This is a genomic window from Actinokineospora auranticolor (genome assembly GCF_002934265.1).
GTDB classification, from domain to species: Bacteria; Actinomycetota; Actinomycetes; order Mycobacteriales; family Pseudonocardiaceae; genus Actinokineospora; species Actinokineospora auranticolor.
Genome location: NZ_PTIX01000011.1, coordinates 79776 through 105415, shown reverse-complemented (window position 1 = coordinate 105415; position 25640 = coordinate 79776). Strand labels below are relative to the sequence as shown.

General features: G+C 73.7%; 25 protein-coding genes. 13 read left to right on the top strand and 12 right to left on the bottom strand.

The genetic code is table 11. The features are described from left to right. The first annotated feature begins 214 nt into the window (after nucleotides 1-214). Nucleotides 215-1282 (top strand): NAD-dependent epimerase/dehydratase family protein, encoded by a 1068-nt coding sequence (locus CLV40_RS20730; protein WP_104480619.1) that lies wholly within the window; start codon nucleotides 215-217, stop codon nucleotides 1280-1282. On the opposite strand, the gene CLV40_RS20725 is transcribed toward CLV40_RS20730, so the two are convergent. From CLV40_RS20725 to CLV40_RS20715, 3 genes are read right to left on the bottom strand one after another with little or no spacing between them, the layout of a single operon-like run. Next, nucleotides 1272-2318, bottom strand: a complete 1047-nt coding sequence (locus tag CLV40_RS20725; protein ID WP_104480618.1) for a sensor histidine kinase — start codon at nucleotides 2316-2318, stop codon at nucleotides 1272-1274. The two genes, CLV40_RS20730 and CLV40_RS20725, sit on opposite strands and share 11 nt — an antisense overlap. Next, nucleotides 2315-3016: a response regulator transcription factor gene (locus tag CLV40_RS20720; RefSeq protein ID WP_104480617.1), complete on the bottom strand. Its 702-nt coding sequence runs from the start codon at nucleotides 3014-3016 to the stop codon at nucleotides 2315-2317. Before CLV40_RS20720 ends, CLV40_RS20725 begins: the two co-directional genes overlap by 4 nt. A 12-nt stretch (nucleotides 3017-3028) precedes the next feature. After that, nucleotides 3029-4360 carry a hypothetical protein gene (locus tag CLV40_RS20715; RefSeq protein ID WP_374065046.1) on the bottom strand — a complete coding sequence of 444 codons (1332 nt, stop codon included), beginning with the start codon at nucleotides 4358-4360 and terminating at the stop codon, nucleotides 3029-3031. A 143-nt stretch (nucleotides 4361-4503) separates the two neighbouring features. On the opposite strand from CLV40_RS20715, the gene CLV40_RS20710 reads away from it, so the two are divergent. The 6 genes from CLV40_RS20710 (at nucleotide 4504) to CLV40_RS20685 (ending at nucleotide 8848) form a co-directional block, all read left to right on the top strand. Continuing rightward, the gene (locus CLV40_RS20710) at nucleotides 4504-5175 is read left to right on the top strand and encodes a glycosyltransferase family 2 protein (protein ID WP_245931427.1); all 672 of its coding nucleotides are present in this window, start codon (nucleotides 4504-4506) and stop codon (nucleotides 5173-5175) included. Beyond that, complete coding sequence (locus CLV40_RS20705) at nucleotides 5172-5843, top strand: TIGR04282 family arsenosugar biosynthesis glycosyltransferase (protein WP_104480616.1); 672 nt, start codon at nucleotides 5172-5174, stop codon at nucleotides 5841-5843. Before CLV40_RS20710 ends, CLV40_RS20705 begins: the two co-directional genes overlap by 4 nt. Beyond that, a complete protein-coding gene (locus tag CLV40_RS20700) occupies nucleotides 5840-6472 on the top strand; it encodes a methyltransferase domain-containing protein (RefSeq protein ID WP_104480615.1) in 633 nt (210 codons plus the stop codon). Before CLV40_RS20705 ends, CLV40_RS20700 begins: the two co-directional genes overlap by 4 nt. Beyond that, entirely contained in the window at nucleotides 6469-7593 is a 1125-nt protein-coding gene (locus tag CLV40_RS20695; RefSeq protein ID WP_104480614.1) for a molybdopterin-dependent oxidoreductase, read from the top strand. Before CLV40_RS20700 ends, CLV40_RS20695 begins: the two co-directional genes overlap by 4 nt. Next, nucleotides 7590-8030, top strand: coding sequence for a hypothetical protein (locus CLV40_RS20690; RefSeq protein WP_104480613.1), 441 nt, complete (start codon nucleotides 7590-7592; stop codon nucleotides 8028-8030). The genes CLV40_RS20695 and CLV40_RS20690 overlap by 4 nt, the downstream gene beginning before the upstream one ends. A 326-nt stretch (nucleotides 8031-8356) precedes the next feature. Beyond that, nucleotides 8357-8848, top strand: a complete 492-nt coding sequence (locus CLV40_RS20685; protein ID WP_104480612.1) for a DUF1360 domain-containing protein — start codon at nucleotides 8357-8359, stop codon at nucleotides 8846-8848. A gap of 134 nt (nucleotides 8849-8982) precedes the next feature. On the opposite strand, the gene CLV40_RS38150 is transcribed toward CLV40_RS20685, so the two are convergent. Continuing rightward, entirely contained in the window at nucleotides 8983-9195 is a 213-nt protein-coding gene (locus CLV40_RS38150) for a hypothetical protein (protein WP_181043628.1), read from the bottom strand. Nucleotides 9196-9530: 335 nt separating this feature from the next. Between CLV40_RS38150 and CLV40_RS37335 the strand changes: the two genes are divergently transcribed. Further along, nucleotides 9531-10067, top strand: coding sequence for a phage holin family protein (locus tag CLV40_RS37335; RefSeq protein ID WP_146108136.1), 537 nt, complete (start codon nucleotides 9531-9533; stop codon nucleotides 10065-10067). Nucleotides 10068-10084: 17 nt separating this feature from the next. Next, nucleotides 10085-10594: a DUF3618 domain-containing protein gene (locus CLV40_RS20670; RefSeq protein ID WP_245931426.1), complete on the top strand. Its 510-nt coding sequence runs from the start codon at nucleotides 10085-10087 to the stop codon at nucleotides 10592-10594. 280 nt (nucleotides 10595-10874) lie between these two features. Here CLV40_RS20670 and ligD read toward each other — a convergent pair whose 3' ends face one another. Continuing rightward, the gene (gene ligD / locus CLV40_RS20665; protein WP_374065045.1) at nucleotides 10875-12875 is read right to left on the bottom strand and encodes a DNA ligase D; all 2001 of its coding nucleotides are present in this window, start codon (nucleotides 12873-12875) and stop codon (nucleotides 10875-10877) included. A 448-nt stretch (nucleotides 12876-13323) separates the two neighbouring features. On the opposite strand from ligD, the gene CLV40_RS20660 reads away from it, so the two are divergent. Beyond that, complete coding sequence (locus CLV40_RS20660) at nucleotides 13324-13710, top strand: VOC family protein (protein ID WP_104480610.1); 387 nt, start codon at nucleotides 13324-13326, stop codon at nucleotides 13708-13710. A gap of 905 nt (nucleotides 13711-14615) precedes the next feature. On the opposite strand, the gene CLV40_RS38145 is transcribed toward CLV40_RS20660, so the two are convergent. Beyond that, entirely contained in the window at nucleotides 14616-14777 is a 162-nt protein-coding gene (locus CLV40_RS38145) for a hypothetical protein (protein ID WP_181043627.1), read from the bottom strand. A 970-nt stretch (nucleotides 14778-15747) separates the two neighbouring features. Between CLV40_RS38145 and CLV40_RS39700 the strand changes: the two genes are divergently transcribed. Together CLV40_RS39700 and CLV40_RS20650 are read left to right on the top strand one after the other, a co-directional pair. Beyond that, nucleotides 15748-16740: a YhjD/YihY/BrkB family envelope integrity protein gene (locus CLV40_RS39700; RefSeq protein WP_245931425.1), complete on the top strand. Its 993-nt coding sequence runs from the start codon at nucleotides 15748-15750 to the stop codon at nucleotides 16738-16740. Next, nucleotides 16655-17569 carry a Rieske (2Fe-2S) protein gene (locus CLV40_RS20650; protein ID WP_245931424.1) on the top strand — a complete coding sequence of 305 codons (915 nt, stop codon included), beginning with the start codon at nucleotides 16655-16657 and terminating at the stop codon, nucleotides 17567-17569. The genes CLV40_RS39700 and CLV40_RS20650 overlap by 86 nt, the downstream gene beginning before the upstream one ends. Here the strand turns inward: CLV40_RS20650 and CLV40_RS20645 are convergent. The 3 genes from CLV40_RS20645 to CLV40_RS20635 are packed head-to-tail and all read right to left on the bottom strand — an operon-like array spanning nucleotide 17566 to nucleotide 21139. Beyond that, nucleotides 17566-18522 (bottom strand): phytoene/squalene synthase family protein, encoded by a 957-nt coding sequence (locus tag CLV40_RS20645; RefSeq protein WP_104480607.1) that lies wholly within the window; start codon nucleotides 18520-18522, stop codon nucleotides 17566-17568. The two genes, CLV40_RS20650 and CLV40_RS20645, sit on opposite strands and share 4 nt — an antisense overlap. Further along, nucleotides 18519-20039 (bottom strand): phytoene desaturase family protein, encoded by a 1521-nt coding sequence (gene crtI, locus CLV40_RS20640; protein ID WP_104480606.1) that lies wholly within the window; start codon nucleotides 20037-20039, stop codon nucleotides 18519-18521. Before crtI ends, CLV40_RS20645 begins: the two co-directional genes overlap by 4 nt. An 11-nt stretch (nucleotides 20040-20050) precedes the next feature. Further along, nucleotides 20051-21139, bottom strand: a complete 1089-nt coding sequence (locus CLV40_RS20635) for a polyprenyl synthetase family protein (protein ID WP_245931423.1) — start codon at nucleotides 21137-21139, stop codon at nucleotides 20051-20053. Nucleotides 21140-21331: 192 nt separating this feature from the next. Here CLV40_RS20635 and CLV40_RS20630 point away from each other — a divergent pair, with 192 nt between their 5' ends. Then, nucleotides 21332-22144: a MerR family transcriptional regulator gene (locus CLV40_RS20630; protein WP_181043626.1), complete on the top strand. Its 813-nt coding sequence runs from the start codon at nucleotides 21332-21334 to the stop codon at nucleotides 22142-22144. A gap of 155 nt (nucleotides 22145-22299) precedes the next feature. Here CLV40_RS20630 and CLV40_RS20625 read toward each other — a convergent pair whose 3' ends face one another. The 3 genes from CLV40_RS20625 to CLV40_RS20615 are packed head-to-tail and all read right to left on the bottom strand — an operon-like array spanning nucleotide 22300 to nucleotide 25399. After that, nucleotides 22300-23565 carry a glycosyltransferase family 2 protein gene (locus tag CLV40_RS20625; protein ID WP_181043625.1) on the bottom strand — a complete coding sequence of 422 codons (1266 nt, stop codon included), beginning with the start codon at nucleotides 23563-23565 and terminating at the stop codon, nucleotides 22300-22302. Beyond that, nucleotides 23562-24521: a glycosyltransferase family protein gene (locus CLV40_RS20620; protein ID WP_146108134.1), complete on the bottom strand. Its 960-nt coding sequence runs from the start codon at nucleotides 24519-24521 to the stop codon at nucleotides 23562-23564. The genes CLV40_RS20625 and CLV40_RS20620 overlap by 4 nt, the downstream gene beginning before the upstream one ends. Beyond that, nucleotides 24518-25399: a glycosyltransferase family protein gene (locus tag CLV40_RS20615; RefSeq protein WP_245931422.1), complete on the bottom strand. Its 882-nt coding sequence runs from the start codon at nucleotides 25397-25399 to the stop codon at nucleotides 24518-24520. The genes CLV40_RS20620 and CLV40_RS20615 overlap by 4 nt, the downstream gene beginning before the upstream one ends. Nucleotides 25400-25640: the final 241 nt, after the last annotated feature.

Here is a 25640-nt window from a genome sequence, read left to right as displayed (position 1 = left end):
CCGACGCTGCCGCACCACACCCCGCCACGGTGGTTCGCGGGCCCGGCTGGTGGCGGCGCGCGCCGTGCACGCGACCGCCGGTCGTGAACAGGCGTGGGCAGTTCCCGACCCCCGGGCCCGCGCACGGGCCGCTGGTGGTGGTCCGATCTGACGATTCCATGACGGCACGCACCACACCCCGCCACGGCATGCCCAGGCGTCCTAGTTTCGCGGTGTGCGTGTACTCGTGACCGGCGGGGCCGGCTTCATCGGATCCCACATCGCCGACCAACTGGCGCGATCGGGCGACGAACCCGTCATCCTGGACTGCCTGCTGCCGACCGCGCACGGGCGCGGCGGCCCACCGGCCTACGTGGAGGACTACGAGACCGTCATCGGCGATGTGGCGGACGGGTCGCTGCTCGACCGGGTGTTGCCCGGGGTGGACGCGGTGTGCCACCAGGCGGCGGTGGTGGGCCACGGCATCGATCCTGGCGACGCGCCGTCGTACGCGTTGCACAACGGCTACGGCACGGCGGTGGTGTTGGCCGCCATGCACCGCTCGCGCGTGTCCACTTTGGTCATGGCGTCGTCGATGGTGGTCTACGGCGAGGGCCGGTACGCCTGCGGCGTGCACGGTGTGGTGCCGCCCGCGCCGCGCGCCGCCGCCGACGTGGCCGCGGGCCGGTACGAACCCACGTGTCCGTTGTGCGGTGCGGCCCTGGAGTGGCGGTTGGTGCCGGAGGACGCTCCACTGCGCCCGGTGAGCACGTACGCGGCGACGAAGCTGGCCCAAGAGCACCTGGCGGTGGCGTGGGCGCGGCAGACGGGCGGGTCGGTGTGGGCGATGCGCTACCACAACGTCTACGGCTCCAGGATGCCCAGGGACACCCCGTACGCCGGTGTGGCGTCGCTGTTCCGCTCCGCCCTGGAGCGGGGTGAGGCACCGACGGTCCTGGAGGACGGACGGCAGCGACGGGACTTCGTGCACGTGCGCGACGTCGCCCGTGCCAACGTCCTGGCGCTGCGCGAGGGCGGGCGGGCGGGAACGCTGACACCGTTGAACATCTGCTCGGGAGAGCCGCACACGGTCGGTGAGCTGGCCGAGGAGTTGTCGCGCGCGCTGGGCGGCCCGCCGCCGCGGGTGGTCGGTGGGGCGAGAGCCGCGGACGTGCGGCACGTGGTGGCCGACCCGGCGAACGCGCGGCGGTTGATCGGCTACACCGCGCGCACCGGGTTCGCCGAGGGCGTGGCCGAGTTCGCCACGGCCGAGTTGCGGGCGCCTGCGGTCGTCAGCGGGTGAGCAGCGGCAGCCGGACCTCGAACCGGCAGCCAGGCCCGTGGTTGCGCACCCCGATGCGCCCGTGGTGCGCCTCGACCAGCCCCTTGGCGATGGCCAGGCCGAGCCCGGCGCCGGTGGTGCCGGTGTGGTCCGGGGTGCGGGCGGTGCTGCCGCGGTAGGCGACGTCGAAGACGCGGTCGATCTCGTCGTCGGGGATGCCGCCGCAGCCGTCGGCGACGGTGAGCAGCGCGTGGTCGCCGTCGAGGCCGAGCACGACGGCGACCGTGCCCTCCGGTGGGGTGTGCCGGATGGCGTTGGCCACCAGGTTGCGCACGACGCGGGCCAGCTCGGGGTCGCTGCCGGAGACGACGGGGTCGGCCTCGGCGCGGGCGAGCAGCCGGACGCGGTGGCGTTCGGCCACGGGGGAGTGGGCGGCGACGGCGTCGCCGACGACCTCGGGCAGCAGCACGGCGGTCATGGTCAGGCGCAGTGCGCCGGAGGCGATGCGGGACAGTTCGAACAGGTCGTCGACCATGCCGGAGAGCCGGTGGGTCTCGGTGCCGATGCGGGTGGCGTAGTCGGTGACCTCGGCCCGGTCGGCCACCACGCCGTCGGCCACCGCCTCGGCCATGGCCGCGATCGCCGTGAGCGGGCTGCGCAGGTCGTGGCTGATGAAGGCGACCAGGTCGCGGCGGGCGGTCTCGGCGGCGCGCTCGCGGTCGCGGGCCATCCGCTCGGCCAGGCCGCGGCGGGCGAAGCCGCGGCCGAGGACGAGGGCACCGGGCACGGTGACCAGGGCGACGAGCAGGCACACCAGCAGGGTGGTGGTCAGGGTCGGGGTGAACATGAACCCGCTGATCCCCAGCACCCCGGCCAGGGTGGCCAGCACCGGGGCCAGGGCCAGCACGGTCATGACCGCCGCCAGGGAGCCGTGGCGCAGCAGGTACAGCGCCAGGGCACCGGCGAGCGCCACGGGCAGGGCGAACAGCAGCGCCAGGGGCAGCACGTGCCAGGCGTGGCCCAGGATGGCGGCCAGGGTCTCGTCGGACTCGATCACGGCGCGCGCCGGTCGTAGCGGTAGCCGTGGCCCCACACCGTCGCCACGCGGGCGGGCCGGGACGGGTCGGACCCCAGCTTCTCCCGCAGCCTGCGCACGTGGACGGTCACGGTGCCCTGGTCGCCGAAGTCCCAGCCCCACACCTCGGCGAGCAGCTCCGCCCGGGTGAACGCCGTCCCCGGGTGGGCCATCAGGAAGGCGAGCAGGTCGAACTCGCGGGTCGTGAGCGCTAGCTCGACACCGCCCAGCAGGGCGCGGCGGGCGGTCGGGCGCAGCAGGAGGTCGTCGTCGACCAGGTCGGGTACCGGTGTCGCGACCGGGGGCGTGCGCATCCGCCGCAGCACCGAGCCGACGCGCAGCACGAGTTCGCGCGGGCTGAACGGCTTGGTGACGTAGTCGTCCGCGCCGACCTCCAAGCCCGCCACCCGGTCTTCCTCCTCGCCCAGCGCGGTCAGCAGCACGACTGCCGGGCCGTCCGCCGCGCGCAGCCTGCGACACACCTCCACCCCGTCCGGACCGGGCATCATCACGTCCAGCACCACGAGGTCCGGCCGGGCGGCGGCGCACCGGCGCAACGCCTCCGTCCCGTCCCCGGCGACCGTGACCGCGTAGCCCGCGTTCTCCAGGTAGCGGCGCACGACGTCGCGCACCGTCTCGTCATCGTCGACGACCAGCACCGAGCCCGTCTCGCGTGGCACGTGGCGCCCTCCCTACCAGTTCGTCATCAGCAGGTGGTTCACCACGAGTGCGGTGGCCGCCTGCGCGGCCAGCCAACCCCGCTGCTTGCCGGGCAACAGCGACACCGCAGGCCACAGCCACACCACGAAAGGCAACCAGATGCGCTCGACTTCGGCCTTGGACAACCCGGACAGGTCTGCCACGAGCACCGCCGCCGCGGCGGCGGCGACCAACACCAGGACCGGATCGCACCGGGATCGTACGCCGCGGCGCAGCCCGGGCAGGGCGGCGACCACGGCGGGCCCCGCGCACACGCAAGTGGCCGCCAGGTTCGCCCACGCCCAGTACCAGTAGGGCCGTTCGGTGGCGATGCCCTGGTAGTAGCGGACGGTCACCAGGTGGTAGCCGTCCCACCACGAGAACCCGGCCACCGCGAACACCACCACCACGAGCACCGCTCCGAGGACGGCCCACGGGGCTACCGACCACCGACGACCGCACACCACGGCGGCGAGTGCCACCAATCCGATGAGGACCAGCCCGTAGGACAGGAAGGCCCCAGCCCCGAGCACCACCCCCGCGGCGACCGCGACCGCCGCCGAGGCGCGCCGGGCGGCCAGGGCCAGCAGGGCCACGCCGCACGCGGTCACACCCGCGAACACCCCGTCGGCGCTCGCGCCCACCCACACCGCGCCTGGCGCCAGCACCGCGAAGGGCACCACCGCCCGCGCCGCGTCGGCGCGGCCGAGCAGCACCAGCGCCACCGGGACCGCGACCGCCGCCAGGCAGCCCACGACCACGCACAGCACGGCCGCCCACGCGCCCCCGCCCAGACCGATCCGGTCCAGCCAGACGAACACCAGCGTCGCCAGGGGCGGGTGGCCGGACACGTGCGTGGTCCACGAACCCGGCTGGAAGTCCAGGATCCGGTCGGTGAAACCGCGCAGCGCGGCGCGGACGTCGGTGATCCCGGGGACCTCGTGGAGGTATTCGTCCCGAGTGGTCAACCGGTCGGCCACCCCGCGGTCCCAGCCGTCGACCAGGGCCAGGGCGAAGGTCCACGCGACCGCGGCCACATAGGCCGCGGGAAGCAGAACGCGCCACCTCGCCCGCCCGGCCAACGCGGGGCCCCAGGCCACCACGACGACGGCCACGACCACCGCCGCGGGCGTTCCCGGTCCGATGTGCGGGAGCCACCAGGCGAACAGCGGAGCGGCGGGCGCGTGGATGGACACCCCCGACCCGGGGCGGTTGAGGTACGCGCCGGTCCCGACGGCCGCCACCACCAGCACCGCCGCGGCCGCCACAGCGGCGCGGCATCCCTTCGCGGTGATCCTCTCCGGATTCGGCGGGCGCGTTCGCACCGGGGCACGATAGCCGCGCGGTGAGCGCGGCGAACACCTCCCGGACCACACCGTCACCGGTCGGTAAGAACTCGGCTGCTGTCAGCATTTCGTAAGCACCGCAAGGGTTCCCGACCTTCCGGGATGGCCATAGCGTCGACCGCGTGAGTGATGATCCGATCCCGGGGCACGTCGATGTCGTCCTGCCCTGTCTGAACGAGGCGGCGGCCCTGCCCGGCGTGCTGGCCGCCCTGCCGCCCGGGTACCGGGCCATCGTGGTCGACAACGGGTCGACCGACGGGTCCGCCGAGGTCGCGGCGGCGCACGGCGCCGCCGTGGTCACCGAGCCCCGCACCGGTTACGGCGCCGCGGTGCACACCGGGCTGGAGCACGCCACCGCGGCCGTCGTGTGCTTCGCCGACGCGGACGGCTCCCTGGACCTCGGCCAGTTGCCGACCCTCGTGGCCGCCGTCCACGGCGGCGCGGACCTCGCGGTCGGGCGCCGGGTCCCCGAACGAGCGGATGTGTGGCCCTGGCACGCCAGGGCGGGCAACCGGCTGCTGGCCGCCCTGCTGCGCCGCCGGGGCTTGGCCGTGCGCGACATCGCCCCGCTGCGCGCCTGCCCGCGCGAGGCCCTGCTCGCGCTCGGCGTCACCGACCGCGCCTTCGGCTACCCGCTGGAACTGCTCATCCGGGCACAGCGGGCCGGGTGGCGGGTGGACGAGTTCGACGTGGTCTACCGAGCGCGGGCCGCGGGCACCCGGTCGAAGGTGTCCGGCTCGCTGCGCGGCACCCTGCGCGCGGTGCGCGACGTGGGGCGGGTGGCGCTGCGATGAGCGAACCGGAGTTCGTCCTACTGGTCGTGGCCAAAGCCCCGGTGCCCGGGTTGGCCAAGACCCGGTTGTGCCCGCCCGCCACCCCCGACCAGGCGGCGGCGATCGCCGCCGCCGCGCTGCTGGACACCCTCGACGCCGCCGCCGCGACCCCCGGGGCGATCCCGCTGGTGGCCCTCACCGGATCGGTCCCCGCCGGGGTCCGCGCCCACGAGGTCCGGTCCGCGCTCGAACCCCTCACGGTGCACCCGCAGCGGGGCGACGGCCTGGCCGAGCGACTGGTCAACGCCCACCAGGACGCCGCCGACCGCTTCCCCGGACTGCCCGTGCTCCAGATCGGCATGGACACCCCCCAGGTGACCCCCGCCCTGCTCGCGGCGACGGCCCGGCCGGTCCTCACCGGCGCGGCGCCTGCGGTGCTCGGCCCCGCCGCCGACGGCGGCTGGTGGGCGCTGGCCCTGCGCGACCCGCGACAGGCCAGGGCCTTGGCGGACGTGCCGATGTCGCGCGCGGACACCGCCGCTCGCACCCGCCTCGCCCTGGGCGAACCGATGGGCACCGCGGCGGTCCTGGTCGACGTCGACACCATGCCCGACGCCCTCGCCGTCGCGGCGGACTGCCCGGACACCCGCTTCGCCGAGGCGGTCCGCGCCGTGGTGGTGCCCACGTGACCGCGCCCGTGGGAACCGAGTTCGACCCCGGCCTGCTGGGCACCCGCTGCTGGCTCGAACGCCCCGGCGGCGACCGCGTCGAACTCCCGGTGCACCGCTGGCGCGGAGCGGTCTCGCCGGGCGACGAGCTGCTGCTCGACACCTGCGCCGGACCCACCGTCGACATCGGCTGCGGGCCGGGCAGGCTCACCACCGCCCTGACCAGCCGGGGGATCCCCGCGCTCGGCATCGACACCTCGCCCGTCGCGGTCCGCCTCACCCGCGCCCGCGGCGGCGCCGCGCTGCGCCGCGACGTCTTCGACCGGCTGCCCGGCGAAGGGCGCTGGTCGCACGCCCTGCTGGCCGACGGCAACATCGGCATCGGCGGCGACCCGGTCACCCTGCTCCGCCGCGTAACCAGCCTGCTCGCCCCCGGTGGAACGGTCGTGGCCGACATCGACCCGCCCGGCACCGGCCTGCGCCGCGACCGGGTCCGCCTGCGGCCCGCCTCCGGGGCCGCGGCCCGGTGGTTCCCCTGGGCCTGGCTCGGCGCGGACGCCGTCGCCGAGGTCGCGACCCGGGCGGGTCTGCGGCTGAGCAGGCTCGACCACGACCACCACCGCTGGGTGGTCGCACTGGCGCGCCGGTGAAGCCGCGCCTTCCCCGCGAGTCGGACTTCCGCGGTGCCGCGCACTCGCCGCGAGTCGCCACCCGGGTGGGACTGGCCCTCGCGGTCACCTTCGGCCTCTGCTTCCTCACCGGACTGCTCAGCCACCTCATCCAGCACCCGCCGCACTGGTTCACCTGGCCCAGCCGCCCGGTCTCGCTCTACCGCCTCACCCAGGGAACCCACGTGATCAGCGGCATCGCGAGCATCCCGCTGCTGGCCGCCAAACTCTGGAGCGTCTACCCCGAGCTGTTCACCCGCCCCGCGCTGCGGTCCGCGACCCACGCGCTGGAACGCCTGTCGGTCCTCGCACTGGTTGGCAGTGCCCTGTTCGAGCTCGTGACGGGACTGCTCAACGTCACCCAGAACTACCCGTGGCCGTTCTTCTTCCCCCCGGTGCACTACGCCGTGGGGTGGATCGCCGTCGGGTCGATCATCCTCCATGTCGGACTGAAACTCCCGGTCGCGCGCGCCGCCCTGGCTCCGGAGCACCCCGTCGCGCCCGTGGGCACCACCGTGTCCCGACGCGCCTTCCTGCGTACCACGGCCACGTCGACCGGCGTAGCCGTGCTGGCCACCGCGGGAGCCACCATTCCCGCCCTGCGGCACGTCTCCCCGCTGAAGTGGCGATCCGACCAAGGCAGCCGGGGCCTGCCCGTCAACCGAACCGCCACGGCCGCCGGGGTGGTCGCAGCGGCCACCGACCCGGACTGGCGACTGGAAATCTCGACTCCCGCGGGCACCACATCGCTGTCTCGCGCCGGACTCGCCGCCCTCCCGCAGACCACAGTGGACCTCCCCATCGCGTGCGTGGAGGGGTGGAGCCGCACCGCAACGTGGACCGGTGTCGCGTTCACCGACCTGCTCCACGCCATCGGCGCCCGCCCGGGAAGCGAGGTCCGGGTCTCCTCCCTGGAGACCACCGGCATCTACTCGACCAGCGTCCTACCCGGCACGCACACCGCCGACCCGCTGACCGTGCTCGCCCTGGACCTCAACGGCGCCCCGCTCGACCTGGACCACGGCTATCCCTGCCGGGTGATCGCCCCCAACCGGCCCGGCGTCCTGCAGACCAAGTGGGTCTCCCGCCTGGAGACGGCATGACCGCGATCCGCGCCCTGCTCGTGATCAGCGGTCTCGCCACCCTGGGATGGGGCGTCACGCTGTTCGCCGACTGGGCGCTGCCGCTGTCCTGGACCTCCGTCTCGGCGGTCCTCTGGCTGATCGCCTGCCCGCTCGTCCACGACGCGCTCATCGCCCCCGCCATCGGACTCACCGCACGTGCCCTCGACTTCCTACCCGCCCCCGTAGCCCTCCCCGCCAAGCGCGGTCTCGCCGCCACCGCGGTACTCGCGGTCATCGCGTTCCCCCTGGTGTGGCGGCCGTTCGCGGCGCCCGCCCCACCCGGCGCGCACGACGAACCGCTCGCCGGACTGCTCGTCTCAACCGCGGTCGTGTGGATCGCGGTCGCGTGGCGCGCGAGGACGGGGCACAGCAACGTCCCCGAACAGAACACCGACCCCGGCACGGCGGGCGGGTAGTGGTGGTCGGACACGTCACGTCCCCGCGGGACGATCCGCGACCCGTGGCCGTCCGAACCGTCGGGTTTGTCGCTGTCCAGTGGCTCGGTCCCTCGACCGGCCGCTGCACCTGGGGCCGCTCACCGAGGCAGGTCCCGGGCTGCTACCGGCACCGACAGCGTCCTGCCTGCCACTGACATGCTCGGTGCGACCGTCAAGCCCCACTCGATCTACCTGCTCCGCGCTGACCAGCAGGCGCCGCGCTTCGGCCGGTCCGCTTGGTCAGGAGGCCGACGACCGGGCGCAGGTGTGACAGCAGCACAGCGTCCAAGGCGGGCAGGTCGCTGATGTCAACCGGCCGGTCTTTCAACGGCTCGGACAAACCACTGGCCGGTTACGTGCGCGCACTCGCCACCTACGCGGCAGCGGTCGCCGGAGCGGTCGGGGTCGGTCGGCTCCGCGGCGCGCGGTTGCCTGACCGATTCACCCTCGCCGAGACTGTGCTGCTCGTCGTGGCCACCCACCGGGGCAGCAGGATGTTGACCAAGGACGCGGTTCTCAGCCCGCTGCGCGCGCCCTTCACCCGCCACGAGGGACCGGCTGGCGCGGGTGAGGTGAACGAGGTCGTCGCACCCACTGCGAGCGCCCACGTCCACGCTGTGGGTGAACTGCTCACCTGCCCGTTCTGCGCCGCCGTGTGGACGGCGACCGCACTGCTGGCCTGCCACGTCGTCGCGCCCCGCCCCGCCCGGCTCGTTACCACCGGCCTCACCGTCGTCGCGGGGGCGGACGCACTGCACCTGCTCTACGACGCACTCAAGGAACACGTCGAAAGCTGACCCGCGACAGCGGGCGAGGAACACCACCGTTGCACAACGCACGAACGGGGGGATTCTTCCAACGCGAGCCGTTTTTGTGCATGAGTTCGGCCCGGACGGGTGAAGGCACCAAGACCAACGTTCGGCACGCAGTCCTACCGGAGGACGATATGGCCACCGGTGAAATCGGTTTCGATGACGTGACCTTCGACTTGGTCTCGGTGCAGTACCACTCCCTCAAAGCCGGGCACGATTACGGCCAGTATGTGCGTGATGCGCGGAATGCGGGCCGGGACGACATCGCGGACTTTCTTCAGCGACGTGATGAACCAGGACTCCGATCGGGCGCGCAAGTGCCACCAGTTCATCAAGGAGTTGTCCGGGAGTGGTGAATCCGGCCCGGCTGTCGACTGAGGCGACACGTGACGACCGAGGGTCCGGCGCCTGGTGTGCCGGGCCCTTGTCATGCAGTGCCGCCAAACGAAGTCGCTGTCCCGCAAACGAACCCTGTCGACTTCGGGTCAGCGGGATCAGGCTGTGCGGTGACGTCCTCTTCGGACGTCGTGCGTCCGGGAACCGAATGATTCTTTTTGCTGACAAGGCGTTTGGACGAGACTGCGGAACAGCATGCCGTCCAGGCGTTTTCCCGGCGGTGCTACGGGTAGCTCTTCTGCATACACCGTCCCCGTCCCCAGGAGGACGGGTGACACAGCAGTCCGGCCGCTATGCGCCGCCCCACCCCGGAAGCGGCGGTCCCGCCGATCCAGGTATCCGGGAAGTCATCGTCTCCGGCGGCTCACGAACTGGCGACACCGCCGCGGACGGGCTGAAGGAAGTGACCGGGCAGGCGCGTGCCCAGGTGAGTGACCTACTCGACCATGGGTTAGCCCGATTGAACGAACAGGCACGCGGAACGCAGCGCAAAGTGGCCCGCGGTCTGCACACCACCGCCGGGCACCTCGAAGACATGTCGGAGAACTCCCAGAAGTCCGGTGTCGCGGACGATGTCGTCCGGGAGATCGCGCACCGGGCGCGCAAGGTGGCGTCGTGGTTGGAAGACCGCGAGCCCGGCGACCTGGTCGAGGAGGTGCGGGAGTTCGCCAGGCGCAAGCCCGGTGCCTTCCTCGCGGGTGCCGCCCTGTATGTGAGCGGCCGTAGTGCGCTCCGCACGGTGGACCCGGTGCCCGAACGCACCGTGGACACCCTCAAGCAGGTCCCCGACGCCCTCAAGCCCCAGTAGTAGAGGAAACCACGACCGTGAGCAGAGATCCAGTTCAGCTGCGCAACGAGATCGAGGGCACGCAGCGCGCCCTCGGCGCTGATGTCGACGCTCTGGCGGAGAAGGTCACCCCGAGCCGGGTGGTGCACCGGCGGGTCAACCGCTTCCGGCGAGCGATCTCCAGCGCCAGGGACTCCGTGATGGGCACCCCGTCACCGCGTCGGAACGTGACGCAGCACGAGCCGTCGACGCTGCACCAGGTCGCCGACACGGTGACCACGGGTGCGTCCAACGCGACCCAGGCGGTGCAGGACGCTCCCGCGGCGATCCGCCGCGGCACCACCGGCAACCCGTTGGCCGCGGGCCTGATCGCGTTCGGTGCGGGGTGGCTGGTCGCCTCGCTCGCCCCGGCGAGCGAACCCGAGCAGAAGGCGGCCGAGAAGGTCAAGGACCAGGTCGCGGGCCCCCTCGGCGAGCACCTGAGCCAGGTGGCTCAGCAGACGGGGGAGGCTCTTCGCGAACCGCTCAGGAGGCTGTGGCATCGGTGAAGTCCGCCGCGACCGATGCGGCCCAGAACGTCTCGGACGAAGCCAAAGCAGCATCGAAGGAAGTCCGCAGCGCGACGTAGGGCCGCCTGGCAGAGCGTCAACTGCCCGCCCATCCTCGTGTTCGAGGATGGGCGGGCAGTAGGTTTCTGCTCATGGTCCACCTGTGTCGCCATACGTCCTCGTTCAGCGGAGGAGGACTGCGAGATCATCGCGGCGGGTGATCGTCCACGGTGGACTCGGTCGGTGCGGGCGTGCACTGCGGATCTCGCGGCCTGCCACGTCAGCGGGCTCGCAGCGCGGCCCCATGCGCGAGGCGGGCGAGGAGGTCGCCGTGGTGCTCGACGCGGTCGAGGACGTCCTCGGGGGCGAAGACCAGTTGGTCGGCATGGCGGCAGGCCCTGACCTCGTCCCAGGTGAGTGGGGTGGCCACGGTCGGCTGCTCGCGTCCGCGCAGGGAGTAGGGGGTGATCGTGGTCTTGGCGGGGTTGTTCTGGCTCCAGTCGATGAGCACCTTGCCCGTCCGCAGGGCCTTGGTCATCTTCGCGGTCACCGCGTCCGGGGACTCGGCGGCGAACCGCTCGGCCACGGTCTTGGCGTAGGCGGCGGCCGTGGCGGGATCATCGGCGTGCAGCGCGGCGTAGATCTGCATCCCCTTGCCACCGGAGGTGCACGCGACCGGGCCCAGGCCGTCAGCGGTGAGGACGTCGTGGAGGTGTTCGGCGACGCGGGCGCACTCCACGATCGTCGTGCCGGGTCCGGGGTCGAGATCGAACACGACCCGGTCCGGCGCCAGTCGTCGGTCTCCGCCGCCGACTGCCCACTGTGGTACGTGCAGCTCCAGCGCGGCCAGGTTGGCCACCCACACCAACCCGGGCAGGTCATCGAGCAGCAGGTACTCGATGACGCCCGGCCCCCGGCCGCTGCGGGAGCCGGTGCTCGGCAGGTGCGCGGTGCGCAGCCAGTCGGGTTTGCCGTTGGGCGCGTTCTTCTCGTAGAACTGCTCGCCGCCCACGCCGTCGGGGTAGCGGATGAGCGTGACGGGCCGGTTCTCCAGGTGCGGCAGCAGGATGGGCGCGATGCGGCTGTAGTAGTGGATGACCTCGCCCTTGGTGAACCCACACGGGTACAGCGGCTTGTCCAGGTTGGAGATCGTCAACCGACGCGATTCGACCTGCACGGTGACCCGGGCCGCCGTCCCCACCGGGGGCTCGTCCCGTTCGACCCGTGCCTGCGCGGAGCGCGCCGCGGTGCTGGGCGCGGCGACTTCGGCGGGGTCGAGGTCGTCGCGCAGGCCGCGCCAAGCGGTGTGGCGCAGCCGCCCCGCACCGCGGGTGAACTGCCGGTACACCACCTCACCCACCAACTCCGGCTCCACCCAGGACACGCCACGCACGTCCTCGCGCGGCGGGGCGACCGCGAACGGGTGCGTGGCCCGCTGCTGCAGCCGCGCAGGCAGCTCGCGGCGCTCGCGTTCGCTGAACCCGGTTCCCACATCACCCAGGTAGACCAGGTCACCGGTGGTGGGGTCGTGGGCGCCGAGCAGTAGTCCGCCGAGGGAGCCGGTGAGCCGGTTGCGGCCGGGCCGCCATCCACACAGGATTACGTCCTGGGTCCGCACGAGGGGGTGCTTGAGCCAGGCGCCCGGGCGCTTGCCGGGGGAGTACGACGCGTCCCGCAGCTTGGCCACCAGACCCTCCGCGCCATCGGCGGCGGCCGTGGCGAGCAGGTCTTGCGGGGTCCGCCGGTCGGCGGCCAGTTCGTCGAACCCAACCGCCCGCAGCACCGCCACCCGGTAGGGGTCGGGCATCGGGATCTCGGCCAGCCGCTCTCGACGTTCGACGAGGGGCCGGTGCAACAGGGGCGTGTCGCCCTCGCGCAGGAGGTCGAAAGCCAGGAACCGCACCGCGACGTCGTCGAACCGGGTTTCGCGCTTCGGTGCGGCGGCGTGGGCGCGGTAGCGGCCACGCCGCTCCTGCAGCAGTGCGAACTCGACCCGGCCGTGCTCGTCGTAGGTGACGATTTCCCCGTCCAACACCACCGCCCCGACCCCGGTGCCGCCCTCGTACACCTCGGCCAGCTCGGGGAACTCGTCGGTGAAGTCGATGCCGTTGCGGCTCGTCAACACCGTCGTTCCGTCGGCGGCGATCCGCAGGCAGCAGCGGTAGCCGTCGAGCTTGTACTCGTAGACCCACTCCGGGCCCGACCGCAACCTGCCCGCGTCCGATTTGGCCAGCATCGGCTCCACCCAGCCGGGCACCCGACCGGAGGCCTTTCGCACCACTGCGATCACCTCCCGGTAGCCTGCACTCCGCCAGGCGACCGTAACCCGAACGGCCTAGTCTCGCCGCCGGATCTTCCCCGTGGCAGGGTGGCCGCTGCGGCCTTGCCACTGCACCGAACCCGCAGCGACCGACCATCCGGTCTCGATCGCACCGCGTCGAGACGAGCAGGCGAGGGTGAGTGCGCCGCGGTCGACGGTGATCTCCCCCGATGATTGGGTGGCGGAAGGTCTTCGTGAGCACCGGACGGACCGGACGGGTATGGACCGCAGACGACCTGGCGAACGAGTTGTCACTTGCGTACCTCCGCCGCCCGCGACACAGTCCCCGTGGTGGAGCGCTCGGGGGTCGAGCACCCGGGCCGGATGTCGATCCCGGCCGGTCCGCTTCGACCTCTGGGGTGGAGGTGCCCGCACCGGGCACCCGACGACGCGACGAGAGGACGTGGGCATGGGTCTGCCCGTAGTGCACTTCGAGGTGATCGGGACCGCGCCGGACGCGCTGCGCGACTACTACGCGGGGCTGTTCGACTGGCGGTTCAGCACCGGTGACGCCACCACCGAGAAGGTCTCGCAGCCGGGGAAGTACCACTTCGTGGACGGCGGCGCGACCGGTGACGGCAATGGCATCAACGGCGGGATCGGCGGCGGCGACGGCTTCGAGCGCCGCGTGCTGTTCTACGTCGGCGTGCCCGACGTGGAGGCCGCGCTGAGCAAGGCCGAGAGCCTGGGCGGCAAGCGGCTGCTGGGACCGGAGCCCAGCTCCGGCGACTTCACCGTCGGGCGATTCGCCGACCCCGAGGGCAACGTCATCGGGGTCGCGGGACCGTCGGCGTAACCGCGACCCGCGCCCAGCCAGGTGCGGGAGGGACGCGGCGAGGACCTGCTGCTGATCCGCAGCGACCCCGAGGACAGGAACCCCGCTGCACCTGCGCGCGCCGCGGCTCCCGGCTGCCCGCGCGCCCGCACCGGGATTTCGCGGCGGACGAGGACGCTGTGCGGGAGGCGTTGCTCGCCGCCGCGACCGGTGGCCCGATAGCGGGATCCCGCGCAGCCAGGGGGTTGGTGAACCGGGTCGGCTCCCGCAGGCCGGCCGACCAGTCGCGCGGCGAGCAGCGCTACGTCAGCGTCGGACCCGGGTGGGGAGGGAGACCAGTGCGCCGGTCAGCCCAACGGCGTCACGCCGCTACCGCCACGGGTTCCGGTGTCCGCGCCGCGGTAAACGAATGCCCGACCAGGAGGACACCCAGCAGGGACAGGGCCGCGCACAGCCACACGGTGGGGCGGAGGCCGAGGGTGTCGCCGAGCAGGCCCGCGGCGAGGGCTCCAAGGCCTGCGCGGCTGTGGTGACCGTGCGGAGGGTGGCCATCACACGGCCGAGGATGTCCTCGGGAACAAGGTCGGTCATCGCGCCGGTCAGCCCACACTCGCGATGGCGCCGAAAGCGGCGGTCATGGCCAACCCCAGCACGGCCAGGCCGGGCGCCACGGGCAGCGGACTGCGGGCGAGCGGCAGAACGAACGCCGCCCCCCACAGCGCCGATGCTGCCCAGGACCGCCGTCCACCGCAGACCCCGTCGCCGGACCATGCGCCCGGACAGGAGAGAACCCAGGAGACCGACCAGCCCGCTGACGGCGAACAGCACGCCGTAGAGCCACAGCGGCACGGCCAGATTCGGTCAGCGGACACCGCCGCGCCCCGGTCGGTGGCACGGATGCGGGCGAGCAGCACGAGGTGCACCACTCAGGTGAGCGCGTCGAGCACCAGCGCGACAGCCGCGGCGATCACCACACCCGCCCGCGCCTTGTACGACGGCTGGGTAGAAGCAGCTGACTGACTACCCTCGGCCGCCACCTCCAGCGCTACTGCCCCTGCGTCGAGCGCCAGGGCACCAGCCAACCCCAAGCCACACCGTGGAACCACGCGCACCCGGCGACGACCCGAACCGGCTGCCGAATCCCGGCTCACAGCCGATGACAGCTTTTTCGACCCGGGCAGGCATCCGCCGCCACGACCAAACTCGGGCACGATGACCGTCGACCACCACGTCCGACACCCGGAGGGTTCCGATGACACCACTGGAGGACTTCGACAACCGAGTCGCCTCGGCAGCCTCGGACGGGACGCCTGTGGGGTACTTGTGGGTGCGCGTCCACCGGGTCGGGGATGACCACGCGGTCAACCTCACTTTCGCCCATCGCGACGACGACAGCGAATGGGAGCACCTGGAAGCGGAGGATCCGGAGGGTACCGACGCATATCCGGCCCTCCGGTCCCATCAGGTCGACTGGTTCGGCCCGGTGCTGGACCTGACCTGGCTCGACGACGCCGCAGCCGAGACGGTGCGATCCGAGCAACGGCTCAGCGAGCCCTGGGCCGCCCGTCCACCCTGGTCTCCGAGGTCAACTCCGCTCTCTCCCGACGCACGAGGCGCAGGACACCCACACGATGACCGCCTGCTGAGCCAGCGGCCGGGGATGCCGCGCCGTACCGATCACCACCGTCGCCCCTGTCGACCCGAAGGGTCTACCGACTTGGGAGTGTGTGCCGCACATGCGCGATCGTTGGGAGTGGGCTGGTGAACTCCTTGAGGCCTGCGTCGTCGTCGTTCGTCTACAAGCCCGTCTGCGCGCCTGTCACCGGGCGGAGGTGGTCGAGTGGGCGTTGGGTCGTCGAGAGTCCTGGATGTACCCGTATCCCGAAGGTGGCGTGCCTGGCGCCCCGGAAGGCTGGATGGGGCAGAGCGGGCGCGAACCCAGTCGAGTCGCCGCCGGTCACGCGCGTCACGGAAGGGGTGGGGGCGCGGTCGAGCGGGTACCCCGGGTCCGTGTCCCGCCCCACCCCGCTCGCGCTCGTCCGCGCCACCGCCGTCGACGTGCGCGGGGCTCTGCGGGGCCGCGACCTCGTGCTGTGGGCTGCTGGGCTGACCTTCTTCGGCGTCCTCGCCGTCGTCCCGCTGCTGATGTCGGCCCTCTGGGGAGCCGCCGCCGCGTTCGGTCCCGCGCTGGTGGTCGACGGAGCGCGGCTGCTGGGGGAGTCGCTGCCCGCGGCGCACGACGCCCGTCCGGCGCTGACGGCGCTCGCCGACGTGGCGGTGCGTGCCTCCTGGCCGGTGTTGGTGGCGGCTGTGCTGCCCGCCAGCCTCTACGGGGAGGGGCTGCGGCGCGGGCTCATCGCCGTCACGGGCGGTCCGGTCAGCGGGTCGACGGGGTGGGTGGGCAGGCTGCGGTTCCTGCCGGTGCTCCTCGCCGCGCCGGTGCTGGTGGCGCTCCCGCTGGTGTTCGCGCCCGTCGTCGCGCCCCTGTACGCCGCGGGTGGCTGGTCGACGGTGCTCGGAGTGGTGCTGTCGTTCCACCTGGACCTGGTGCCGGTGTGCGCGGTGGTGGGTCTGGTGCTCGCGGGTATCGGGCCCACGGCGCTGTCCGTTCGTGCGGTCGCCGTCACCGCGTTCTGGCTCGGTGCGGTGCTCACCGGGTTCCTGCACGGCTACGTGCTGTTCCTGGCGATCCCCGTGGACTGGTCGCTGCCCTTCGGCGGTCTGCCGGTCGTCGGCGCCGTGGTCGCGTCGGCGCTGTGGCTGTTCCTGTTGCACCTCGTGCTGCTGTTCGGGTATCGGGTCGCCCTGAGCGCGCGCTCCGCCTCGGTCCATGTGAGAAGGGGAACCCCCGATGACGCTGTTCGACCGGATCCGCGACCGTTGGCCCGCGGGGATTCCGGTGCGGCCGCTGGCCGAGCAGAGGTGGCGGGAGCAGACCCCGACCTACGCGCAGGCGAGCCCGGCGGTGATCGGGGCGGCGGCGAAGCGGGCGGCGACCCGCCCGTCGGGCAACTGGTTCGTCCTGGCCGCGAGCGCCGACATCCGCGCTGACCGTCCTTTCGGGACCTCGGTCGGACGCCACGAGCTGGTCGCCTGGCGCGCGGCGGACGGCGCGCTGGTGGTCGGTTCCGGGGTGTGCCCGCACCTGGGGGCCCCGCTCGCCGCGGGGCGGGTCGACTGCGGCGTGCTGCGCTGCCGCTGGCACGGACTGGCGCTCGACGCGAGCGGCGGCCCCGGTTGGCGGCCGCTGCCCGCCCACGACGACGGTGTGCTCGCCTGGGCGCGTCTCGACGACGTCGGCGGCGAGGCGCCGACTCCCGCGCCGGTACTGCCCCACCGCCCGGATCCGCACGCGTCGATCGCCGCCGTGGCGACGCTGACCGGGGTGTGCGAGCCGGAGGACGTCGTCGCCAACCGCCTGGATCCCTGGCACGGTGCCTGGTTCCACCCGTACTCGTTCACCCGGCTCACCGTGGAATCCGCCCCGGACGCGACCATGGACCTGCCCGCGGTGCAGGACCGCTTCGTGGTCGCGGTGACGTTCCGGGTCGCGCCGCGCCTCGGGGTGCCGGTGCGGGCGGAGTTCTCCTGCCCGGGGCCCCGCACGGTCGTCATGCGCATCACCGAGGGGGAGGGGGCGGGCAGCGTGGTGGAGACCCACGCCACGCCGCTGTCCCCGGGCGCGGACGGTCGGGCGCGGACCGCGGTGGTGGAGGCCACCATCGCCACCTCCGACCGGGCGGGTTTCGCCGCGGCGCGCCGGTTCGCGCCGGTGCTGCGGCCGCTCATGCGGCGAACAGCCGCCAGGCTGTGGCGCGACGACCTCGCCTACGCCGAGCGGTGCTACGCCCTGCGCGTCCCGATGACCCGCAACAGCTAGCGGGCCCGCGCGGCGGCGGCCTCGGCGCGCCACCGCGCCCACCAGGCCCGGGTCAACGCCGGTGCGGCGACGAGTGCCTTCCTGGCGCGCCCCACGGCGGCCCGGCCCGCGAACACGTCGTGGTCCATCGCCTCGATTCGGTCCAGGATCCCGGAGTAGAGGGTCAAAGCGGTGGCGATGCACGGCCGGGATCCCGGGTGCAGCATGGCGACGCCGGGCGCGGCGAAGCGGTAGATGGTGCGGGTGCGTGCGACCTGCTCGGCGACCGCGCGGCGCACCGGCGGGTCCGCCGCGCCGCGCTGCCTGCACCAGGCGAGGCGTTCCCGGTCCACACCCGCCGCCGCCAGTTCGTCGGCGGGCAGGTACACCCGGTCGCGGTCGAGGTCTTCGGCCACGTCGCGCAGGAAGTTGGTCAGTTGGAACGCCTCGCCCAGCGCCGCGGCGCGCGGCGCGGCCTCGGCGGGGTCGGCGGTAGTGCCCAGCACCGGCAGCATCTGCAGGCCGATCACACTGGCCGAACCGTGGGTGTAACGGCGCAGGTCCGCCCGGGTGGGGTAGTCCCGCACGCGCAGGTCCATCCGCATGGAGTCGAGGAAGGCGGTGAACAGCGCCGGGTCGATCCCGTGGCGCTGCGCCGTGTGCGCGAGGGCGACCACGACCGGCTCGTCGCCGAGCCCGGTCGCGAGCCCGAACGACAACTCCCGTTCGGCGCGGTCGATGGCCGCGCCCACGGTGTCCGGGGTCGCGCCTTCGGCGGGTACGTCGACGAGGTCGTCGACCCAGCGGGCGAACCCGTACAGCGCGTGCACCGCGGGCCGCTGCCGGGCAGCGAGCAGGCGGGTGGCGAGGAAGTACGTGCGGCCGTGTGCGGCGTTGAGCGCGCGGCACCGGGTGTAGGCGGTCCGCAGCGCCGGATCGGTGATCCCGGCGGCGTCCAGTTCCCGGGCACTCACCGCGGCCCCCGCCCCACCGCGGTGGTGCGTGATCGCGTTGTCGCGGGCTCACCGGTGATCCGGTCGGCCGCAAGCCGACCGGAGATCAGCGCCGTGGGTACCCCGACCCCCGGAACCGTGCCGGAGCCCGCGAGCACCGCGTTGGCGGTGGCCCGGGGGAAGTTGCCCGGGCGGAACGGCCCGGTCTGGGCCATTGTGTGCGCGTAGCTGAACGGCGTGCCCGCCACGAGGCCACCACGCGCCCAGTCGGCGGGCGTGGTGGTGTGCAGGACTTCCGCCTCGCCGGTCAGGCCCGGTAGCAGGCGGTGTTCGACCACCTCCAGCACCCGCGCGGCGTAGGACTCGCCGTGCCGGTCCCAGTCCAGGCGGCCGCGGTCGAGGTTGGGCACGGGCGCCAGCACCGACAGCAGGTCGTGGCCCGGCGGGGCGAGGTCGGGATCAGTGGCCGTCGGCCGGGTTATCAGCAGCGACGGGTCGGTCATCGTCCGCCCTTGGTCGATGAGTTCGCGGAAGGTCTCCCGCCAGGCCGCGCCGAAGCTGATCACGTGGTGGCCGGTGTCCCACCGGCGCGGTACCCCGAGGTGCACGACCAGGGCCGAGGGCGCGGGCCGCAGCCGCACCGGCCGCCTCGGCGCGCCGCCGAGGAGCCGGTAGGCGACGTGCGGCTCGGTGGTCAGCACCACCGCGTCGCACGGCACCCGGGACCCCCGGCTCGTGCGCACGGCGGTCACCCGATCGCCCCGCCGCTCCAGCGCGGTGACCGGCGCGCCGTACTCGAACCGCACCCCCGCCGCCGCGGCGGCGGAGGCGAGCGCGTCCGGCAGGGCGCGAACACCGCCCCGCGGGAAGAACACACCGGCCACGGTGTCCATGTAGGCGATCACGCCGTACACCGCGAGGGCGCGCCGCGGCGGGACGCCCGCGTACAGCGACTGGAAGCTGAACACGCGGCGGAGCCGGTCGTCGCCGATGAACCGCCCGACCTGCCGCTCCAGGCTGCCGAACCCGCCCATGGCGACCAAGCGCGCCAGCGCGGGGGACAGCAGCGACAGCGGCGAGTCGGTGTTGGCCGCGATGAACCGGTCGTACTCGACGCGGTAGAGCCGGGTGAGCCAGTCGCGCAGGCGCAGGTAGCCGCGCGCCTCGGCCGGGCCCGCGAACGCCCGCACCTCCTCGGCCATCGCCTCGGCGTCGCTGCGCACCGCCAGCCCGCTCCCGTCGGCGAACCGGGCGTCGTACACCGGGGAGAGCGGGATCAACGACAGGTGATCCTCGAGCGCCGCGCCCACCGCGCCCAGCGCGTCCGCCACGAGGTCCGGCATCGTCAGCACAGTCGGGCCGGTGTCGAGCCGGTAGCCGTCCACGTCGACCCGGCCCGCGCGCCCACCGGGCACGTCCTCGCGCTCGAGCACCACCACCTCGCGGCCCCGACCGGCGAGGTGCAGCGCGGCGGCGAGCCCGGAGAGACCCGCTCCCACGACCACCACGCGATCCGTCCGCCCGCTCACAGTCCGCACGTCGACGCTCCCTAGTGGCTTCGGCTGCCGCACGAGTGCGCCAGGTGGAGGAGACGATCGCGCGCCGGGTCGGGCAGAGGCACCCGCGAGAGGGCGGCGATCCCCTCGGCCAGCCGCTGCCCGATCAGGCGCTCCGCCCATTCGCGCGCGCCGGTGGCCGCCAGCACCCGCAGGTAGCGCTCGACGTCGTCGTCGGTGAGCCGGTCGAGGCCGTCGAGCCGCGCGAGTTCGCGACGGGCAGCGGGATCGGCCCGTTCCCTGGCCAGCACCACGACCGCGGTGGCCTTGCGCGCCCGCAGGTCCTCGCCCACCGGTTTGCCGGTCACCTCCGTCGAGCCGAACAGGCCGAGCAGGTCGTCGCGCAGTTGGAACGCCTCACCCACGACGCGTCCGTAGCGCCCGAGGGCGTCGAGCTGGCCTTCCGCAGCCCCCGCCAGCTCCGCGCCGAGTTCGAGTGGGCCGCGCACGGTGTAGTCACCGGACTTGGCCCGTGCGACGTCGCGCACGTCGTCGAGGGCGGGCAGGCGACGGGAGTCGTTCACCAGGTCGCGGAACTGGCCCACCGCCAAATCGCTGCGCATCCGGTCGTAGCGGCGCATAGCCCTCCCGAGCGCGGCACCGTCGACGCCGCTCTCCCGCAGCATCTGCTCCGACCACACCAGGCACAGGTCCCCGGCCAGCACGGCCGCCGACTCGCCGAACCTGTCCGCGCACCCGGACAGACCCTCCCGGCGGTGCCACTCGGCGAACACCACGTGCGCCGCGGGCCGCCCGCGGCGCAGCGCGGAACCGTCCATCACGTCGTCCTGCAACAGGGCGAAGCAGTGCAGCAGCTCCAGGCTGCCCGCCGCGCGCACCGCGGCCGGAGTGGGTTCGGCGACGCACGACCACCCCGCCAGGAAGAACGCGGACCTGACGTACTTGCCGCCCGCGGCGAAGCCGGTCAGCACGGCGGCCAGTTCCCCGGCGTCCGGCACCGCCACGTGTTCGGCGCACCGAGCGGCCACGAAGCCACCCACCTCGCGCATCACCTCGACGCGCACTCGGGCCTGCCAGCGGGCTGCCTCCGAGGGGACCTCGGCGCGGATCGCGGTGCTCACGGACCTTGGCGCTCCTGGTTCTCGAGTCTGCGCGGCGTGATCGAACGGGACCATCGTGCCACCGTTCGGGTGATCCTGCATCGGGTGTGCATCGGTTCTCCAACGGCTTACCCATCCAGCGCCGTCCCACTCGCGGTGGACCGCGGTGGTGCGAGGATGTTCCGCGTGACCGATAGGGCGGCGGTAGAGCAGGTGACTCGCACAGCCGGGCAGGTCGCCCGGCTGCTCGGCGTCGCCGAGTCGACATTGCGCGCCTGGCACCGCCGCTACGGCTTGGGACCCGCGCCCGCCCGCCCCGGCGGGTACCGGCGCTACGCCGACCACGACCTCGCCCGCCTGCAACGCATGCGCGACCTGGTCCGCGGCGGTGTCCTGCCCTCGGACGCCGCGCGCGTGGTGGTTGGGGAACCGGACCACCTCGATCCGAGCCAATCACTGCCCGCCCTGCTGGCGGCCGTCAGGGACCTCGACGGCGGGCGTTGCCTTGCGCTGCTGGAGCGCGTGCTGGCGGGCAGTGGCGTGGTCGCGGCATGGGAGCGGCTGTGCCGACCGGCGTTCGCCGCCGTCGAGGCCGACCAGAGCGCGGACGCGGCGCGGGGCGCGGCGGGCGGGTGCGTCGCGGGCGAGCACGTGCTGTCCTGGGCCACCTCCACCGCCCTGCGGCGCCGAACGGCCGAGGGCAGCGCCCATCGCGGCCCCGCCGTGCTGCTCGCCTGCACCGACGGCGAGCAGCACACCCTGCCCGTGGAGGCGCTGGGCGCCGCACTGGTCGAACGCGGCGTCCCGGTCCGCCTGCTCGGCCCGGCGGTCCCCGCCGAGAGCCTGGCACGCGCCATCGACACGACCCGTCCCGAGGCCGTCGTGCTCTGGTCCCAGCGTCGGGAGTCGGCGCGGACCGGCCCACCCCACCACCCCGCACTCCTCCTCGCCGGCCCGGGATGGACCACCGCGGACGGTGCCGCGCCGCTGTCCTCGCTCACCCACGCGCTCGAACGGCTCACCTGACCGGCCGCGTCCCCGCGCTGCGGCACCGCCGACACCGCCCCGCGCGCCTGATCGGTCCAAGCCGCGCCCGAGCACTCCACAGAACCCCGCCCGCGCCATCCCGGTCGTGGATCCCGTGCGATTGAGCCGGGTGCCGGTGTCGATGTCGATCGCGGTCAACCGCGCGCGAAGAACCCGTCGAGGGTGTCGCACCGGTCAGGGCTGCCGCCCACCTCGACGGTTCTCGTGCCGAAACTCGATACGACCTCGTCGAACCCGAGGAGACCGGACCACCGCCGCGCCCGCCCGAGTGCGCGGGTGCTGCGCAACACCGCGGCGGGTTGCCCGTCGCTGGTGATGAGGACCTGGCCCAGGTCGTCCTCGACCAGTGCCGTCATCGCCGCGGTGACCGCGGTCGGCGGCAGCGGCCGGTCGACCACGAGGTGCGCCCGGGCCCGGTGCCGCTGATCCGACGACCAGGCGCGGGTGTCGGCGATGCCCGCGTAGAGCCCGCCGACCCGCGACCGCGCCGGGAGTCGGACCCGGAGGTCGCGGAAGTCCTGGCGCAGCAACGAATGCGTGACGCGGACGACATCCGCCCCGGGCGCCGGGTCGACCAGCACGTCGGGGACGGCCGCGGGCAGGGGCGCGCCCCTGGTCGCGGGTTCGGGGATCAACGCGGCCAGGCGCGCGGTCTGGGCGTCCAGGTCGCAGGTGCCCGTGCGCCCCTCCCAGGGCGGCCCGTCGTGCCAGGCGACGGCGTCGGACTCGTGCACGAGCACGGCGCCGTTGTTCCAGGCGCGGTAGCCCAGGTCCCAGTCCTCCCCGCCGTAGCCGGTGAAGCGCTCGTCGAACCCGCCGAGGTCGGCGAACAGGCTCGCGCGACACGCCAGCACCGCGCTGATGACGTAGCGGAAGCTGCGGCCGTCGGCGCGCAGCAGGTCCGCCGTGGCGCGGTAACCCGCACGCAACCAGTCGGGTGCGGGCAGCGCCGGGGCCGTCGCGGGGTCGTCCCCGGGACGCAGTGCGCTCAGGTCGGCGTGCGCGCGCCGACCCACGGCCAGCACATCGCGGCAGCGCGTCACCCGTCGGGTGAGCGCGGCGAGGAAACCGGGTCCGGGGACGGTGTCGGCGTCGAGGAACACCAGGACCTCCCCCCGCGCGGCCCGGGCGCCCATGTTCCGCGCCGCCGCTGCGCGGAAGCCGAGGTCGGGTTGCGTGAGGACGGTCGCGTCGGGACACACCGGGGCGTGGGCCGAGCCGTCGTCGGCCACGACGACCTCCAGCGCAGGCGTGGTCTGGGTCCGCAGCGCGGCCAGGACGAGTGCGAGCTGGGCGTGCTGCTCGTAGTGCGTGACCACCACGCTGACCGCGGGCGCGGGCACCGGGTCGGTGCCGAGCAGGTCCCAGCGGTTGTGCGGGACGTACGCGTCGGTGCTCACGCGGCGACCCCGCAGAGTGCGTGGTAGAGCCGCACGTGCGCCGCGCCGACATCGGGCCACGGCGGCGTGCTCGACAACCACGTGGACCCGACCGAGTCGAGCGCCGCGGCCACCGCCCGGTCCAGCGCGGAATCATCGGCGCACAGGGCCAGGGAGCCGGGGTGGCGCCGGTGCAGTTCCACGGCGTAGTCGCCCGGTGCCGCGAGCGGGCGGCGGCGCGAACCCCACCAGGTGAGCAGCGTTCCGCTGGCGCTGGCCCGGTCGTGGAGCACCAGCGGCACGGTGATCGCCGCGGCGGCGGCGGCCATGTCCGCGTCCGACAGCGTCCCGGTGACCACCAGGTCCACCCCGAGGTCTGCCGCCCGCTTGGCCAGCGACCGCTCCAGGTCGGCGTGCCCGGGGCTGGTGCTGCCCGCGGCGACGACGCGGGGGTGCAGCGGGCTGCGCGCGGCGGCGTCGATGGCGCGGGCGTGGCCTTTGCCGGGGTAGAGGAAACCCAGCACGCCCAGCACCGGCTGGTCGGCCCACCACGGCCGGGGCCCGGGCGCGGGCAGCGACGGCAGCGGCAGGTCGATGACGTGAACCTGCCGGTCGGTGAAGGCACGTGCCTTCACCGCTTCGTGTCGGGAGGAGACCAGGATCGCGTCGCACACGCCCGCCACCTCGCGGTACCCCGAGATCCGTTCCCGGTCGCGGCGCGCGTCCGGGTCACCGCCGGGAACGTCGTGCAGGGTCACGACCAGCGGCCGTGGCGCCGTGGCGGCCCAGTCGAGGAAAGACCGCGTCGCCTGCGCGATGCCGGCCCCATAAAGGGAATCGGAGAATTGTGCGTGGGTGAGGTCGGCGTCCGAGTGGGTGGGGTGGAAACCGTGCTCGCGCACCGCGTCCGCCACCAGGGCGGCGTGCCGGACCACGCCGTGGCCGCTGGGGCCCGGCGCGTACGCGCGCACCCTCACCGCGTGCTCGCCAAGGCCGCGGCGTAGACGTGCGCGTGGATGTCGGCGATCGCGCGACGTTGCGCGGCCCGGTGTTCGGGGCGGGCGTGCCACGACGGCCGGTCGCGGTGGGCGGCGCGCACCGCCGCGGCGAGCGAGTCGCGGTCCAACCCGGACTCGTCGTGGCCGTAGACGAGGCAGGGCGCCTGCTCGGCGTAGTAGCCGCAGTTCGGCACCAGCACCGCCGTGCCCAGGTCGTGGCAGGCCTCCAACCAACCCGAGTGGGTGCCGAACCGGTACGGCAACACCGACAGGTCCAGCCCCGCCAGGTAGTCCCACAACTCGTCGTCGGAGAACGGTCGGTGGACGCGCACACCCAGGTCCGCGAGCCGGGCCGCCACCGCGCGGCCGCCCCCGTCGTCGTGCGCATCGATCAGCAGCCGCGCCCCCGGCAGTTCCGCGACGACCGCGGCCAGCGCGCGGGCGACGGGGACCGGGTCGCTGTTGGCGCGCTTGCTCTTGACGTGCAGGCCGACGGCGAAACCCGCGCGCGGGGGTCGCGGCAGGGCGGCGCGGGCGGCTCCGACCACGTGCGGGTGCGGCACGACCACCGCCGTGCGCCCCCAACGGCGCGCGATCTCCGCCGCCGCGCCGCCGGTCAGGGTGATCACCCGGGTGGCGGCGGGTACCAGCACGTCCAGCGCCGCGGCGTGCCTGCCCGGGTCGTCGTGGTGCGGGTTGCGCAGGTCGTGGACGGTGAGCACCAGGGGGTGCCGCGTCGCGGCCAAGGCGGCGACCAGGTCCCGCAGTTGCGCAAGCGAGCGGTCGTCGAAGCCGAAGTGCACGTGGAAGACGTCGAACTCCGCGGCGTGGCCGAGCACCCAGGCGGGGTCCAGCATGGGCGGTGGCCACCACCTCCCGGCCGGGGCGCCGGGTACCTCCACGTCGGCGAGCCGGACCACCCGTGCGTCGCCGCTCGGCGCCGACAGGTGCCGGACGTACACGTGCTGTTCGGGAACGGACGCGACGCGCAGTGGACAAGCTAGGGGCACGGGCGCGGATGCCCGGCCGACCCCGCCCGCAAACCCCGGTGCCCCGCGGACCGTTGCGCCGCAACGATCTTCGGAGTTGACAGCACCC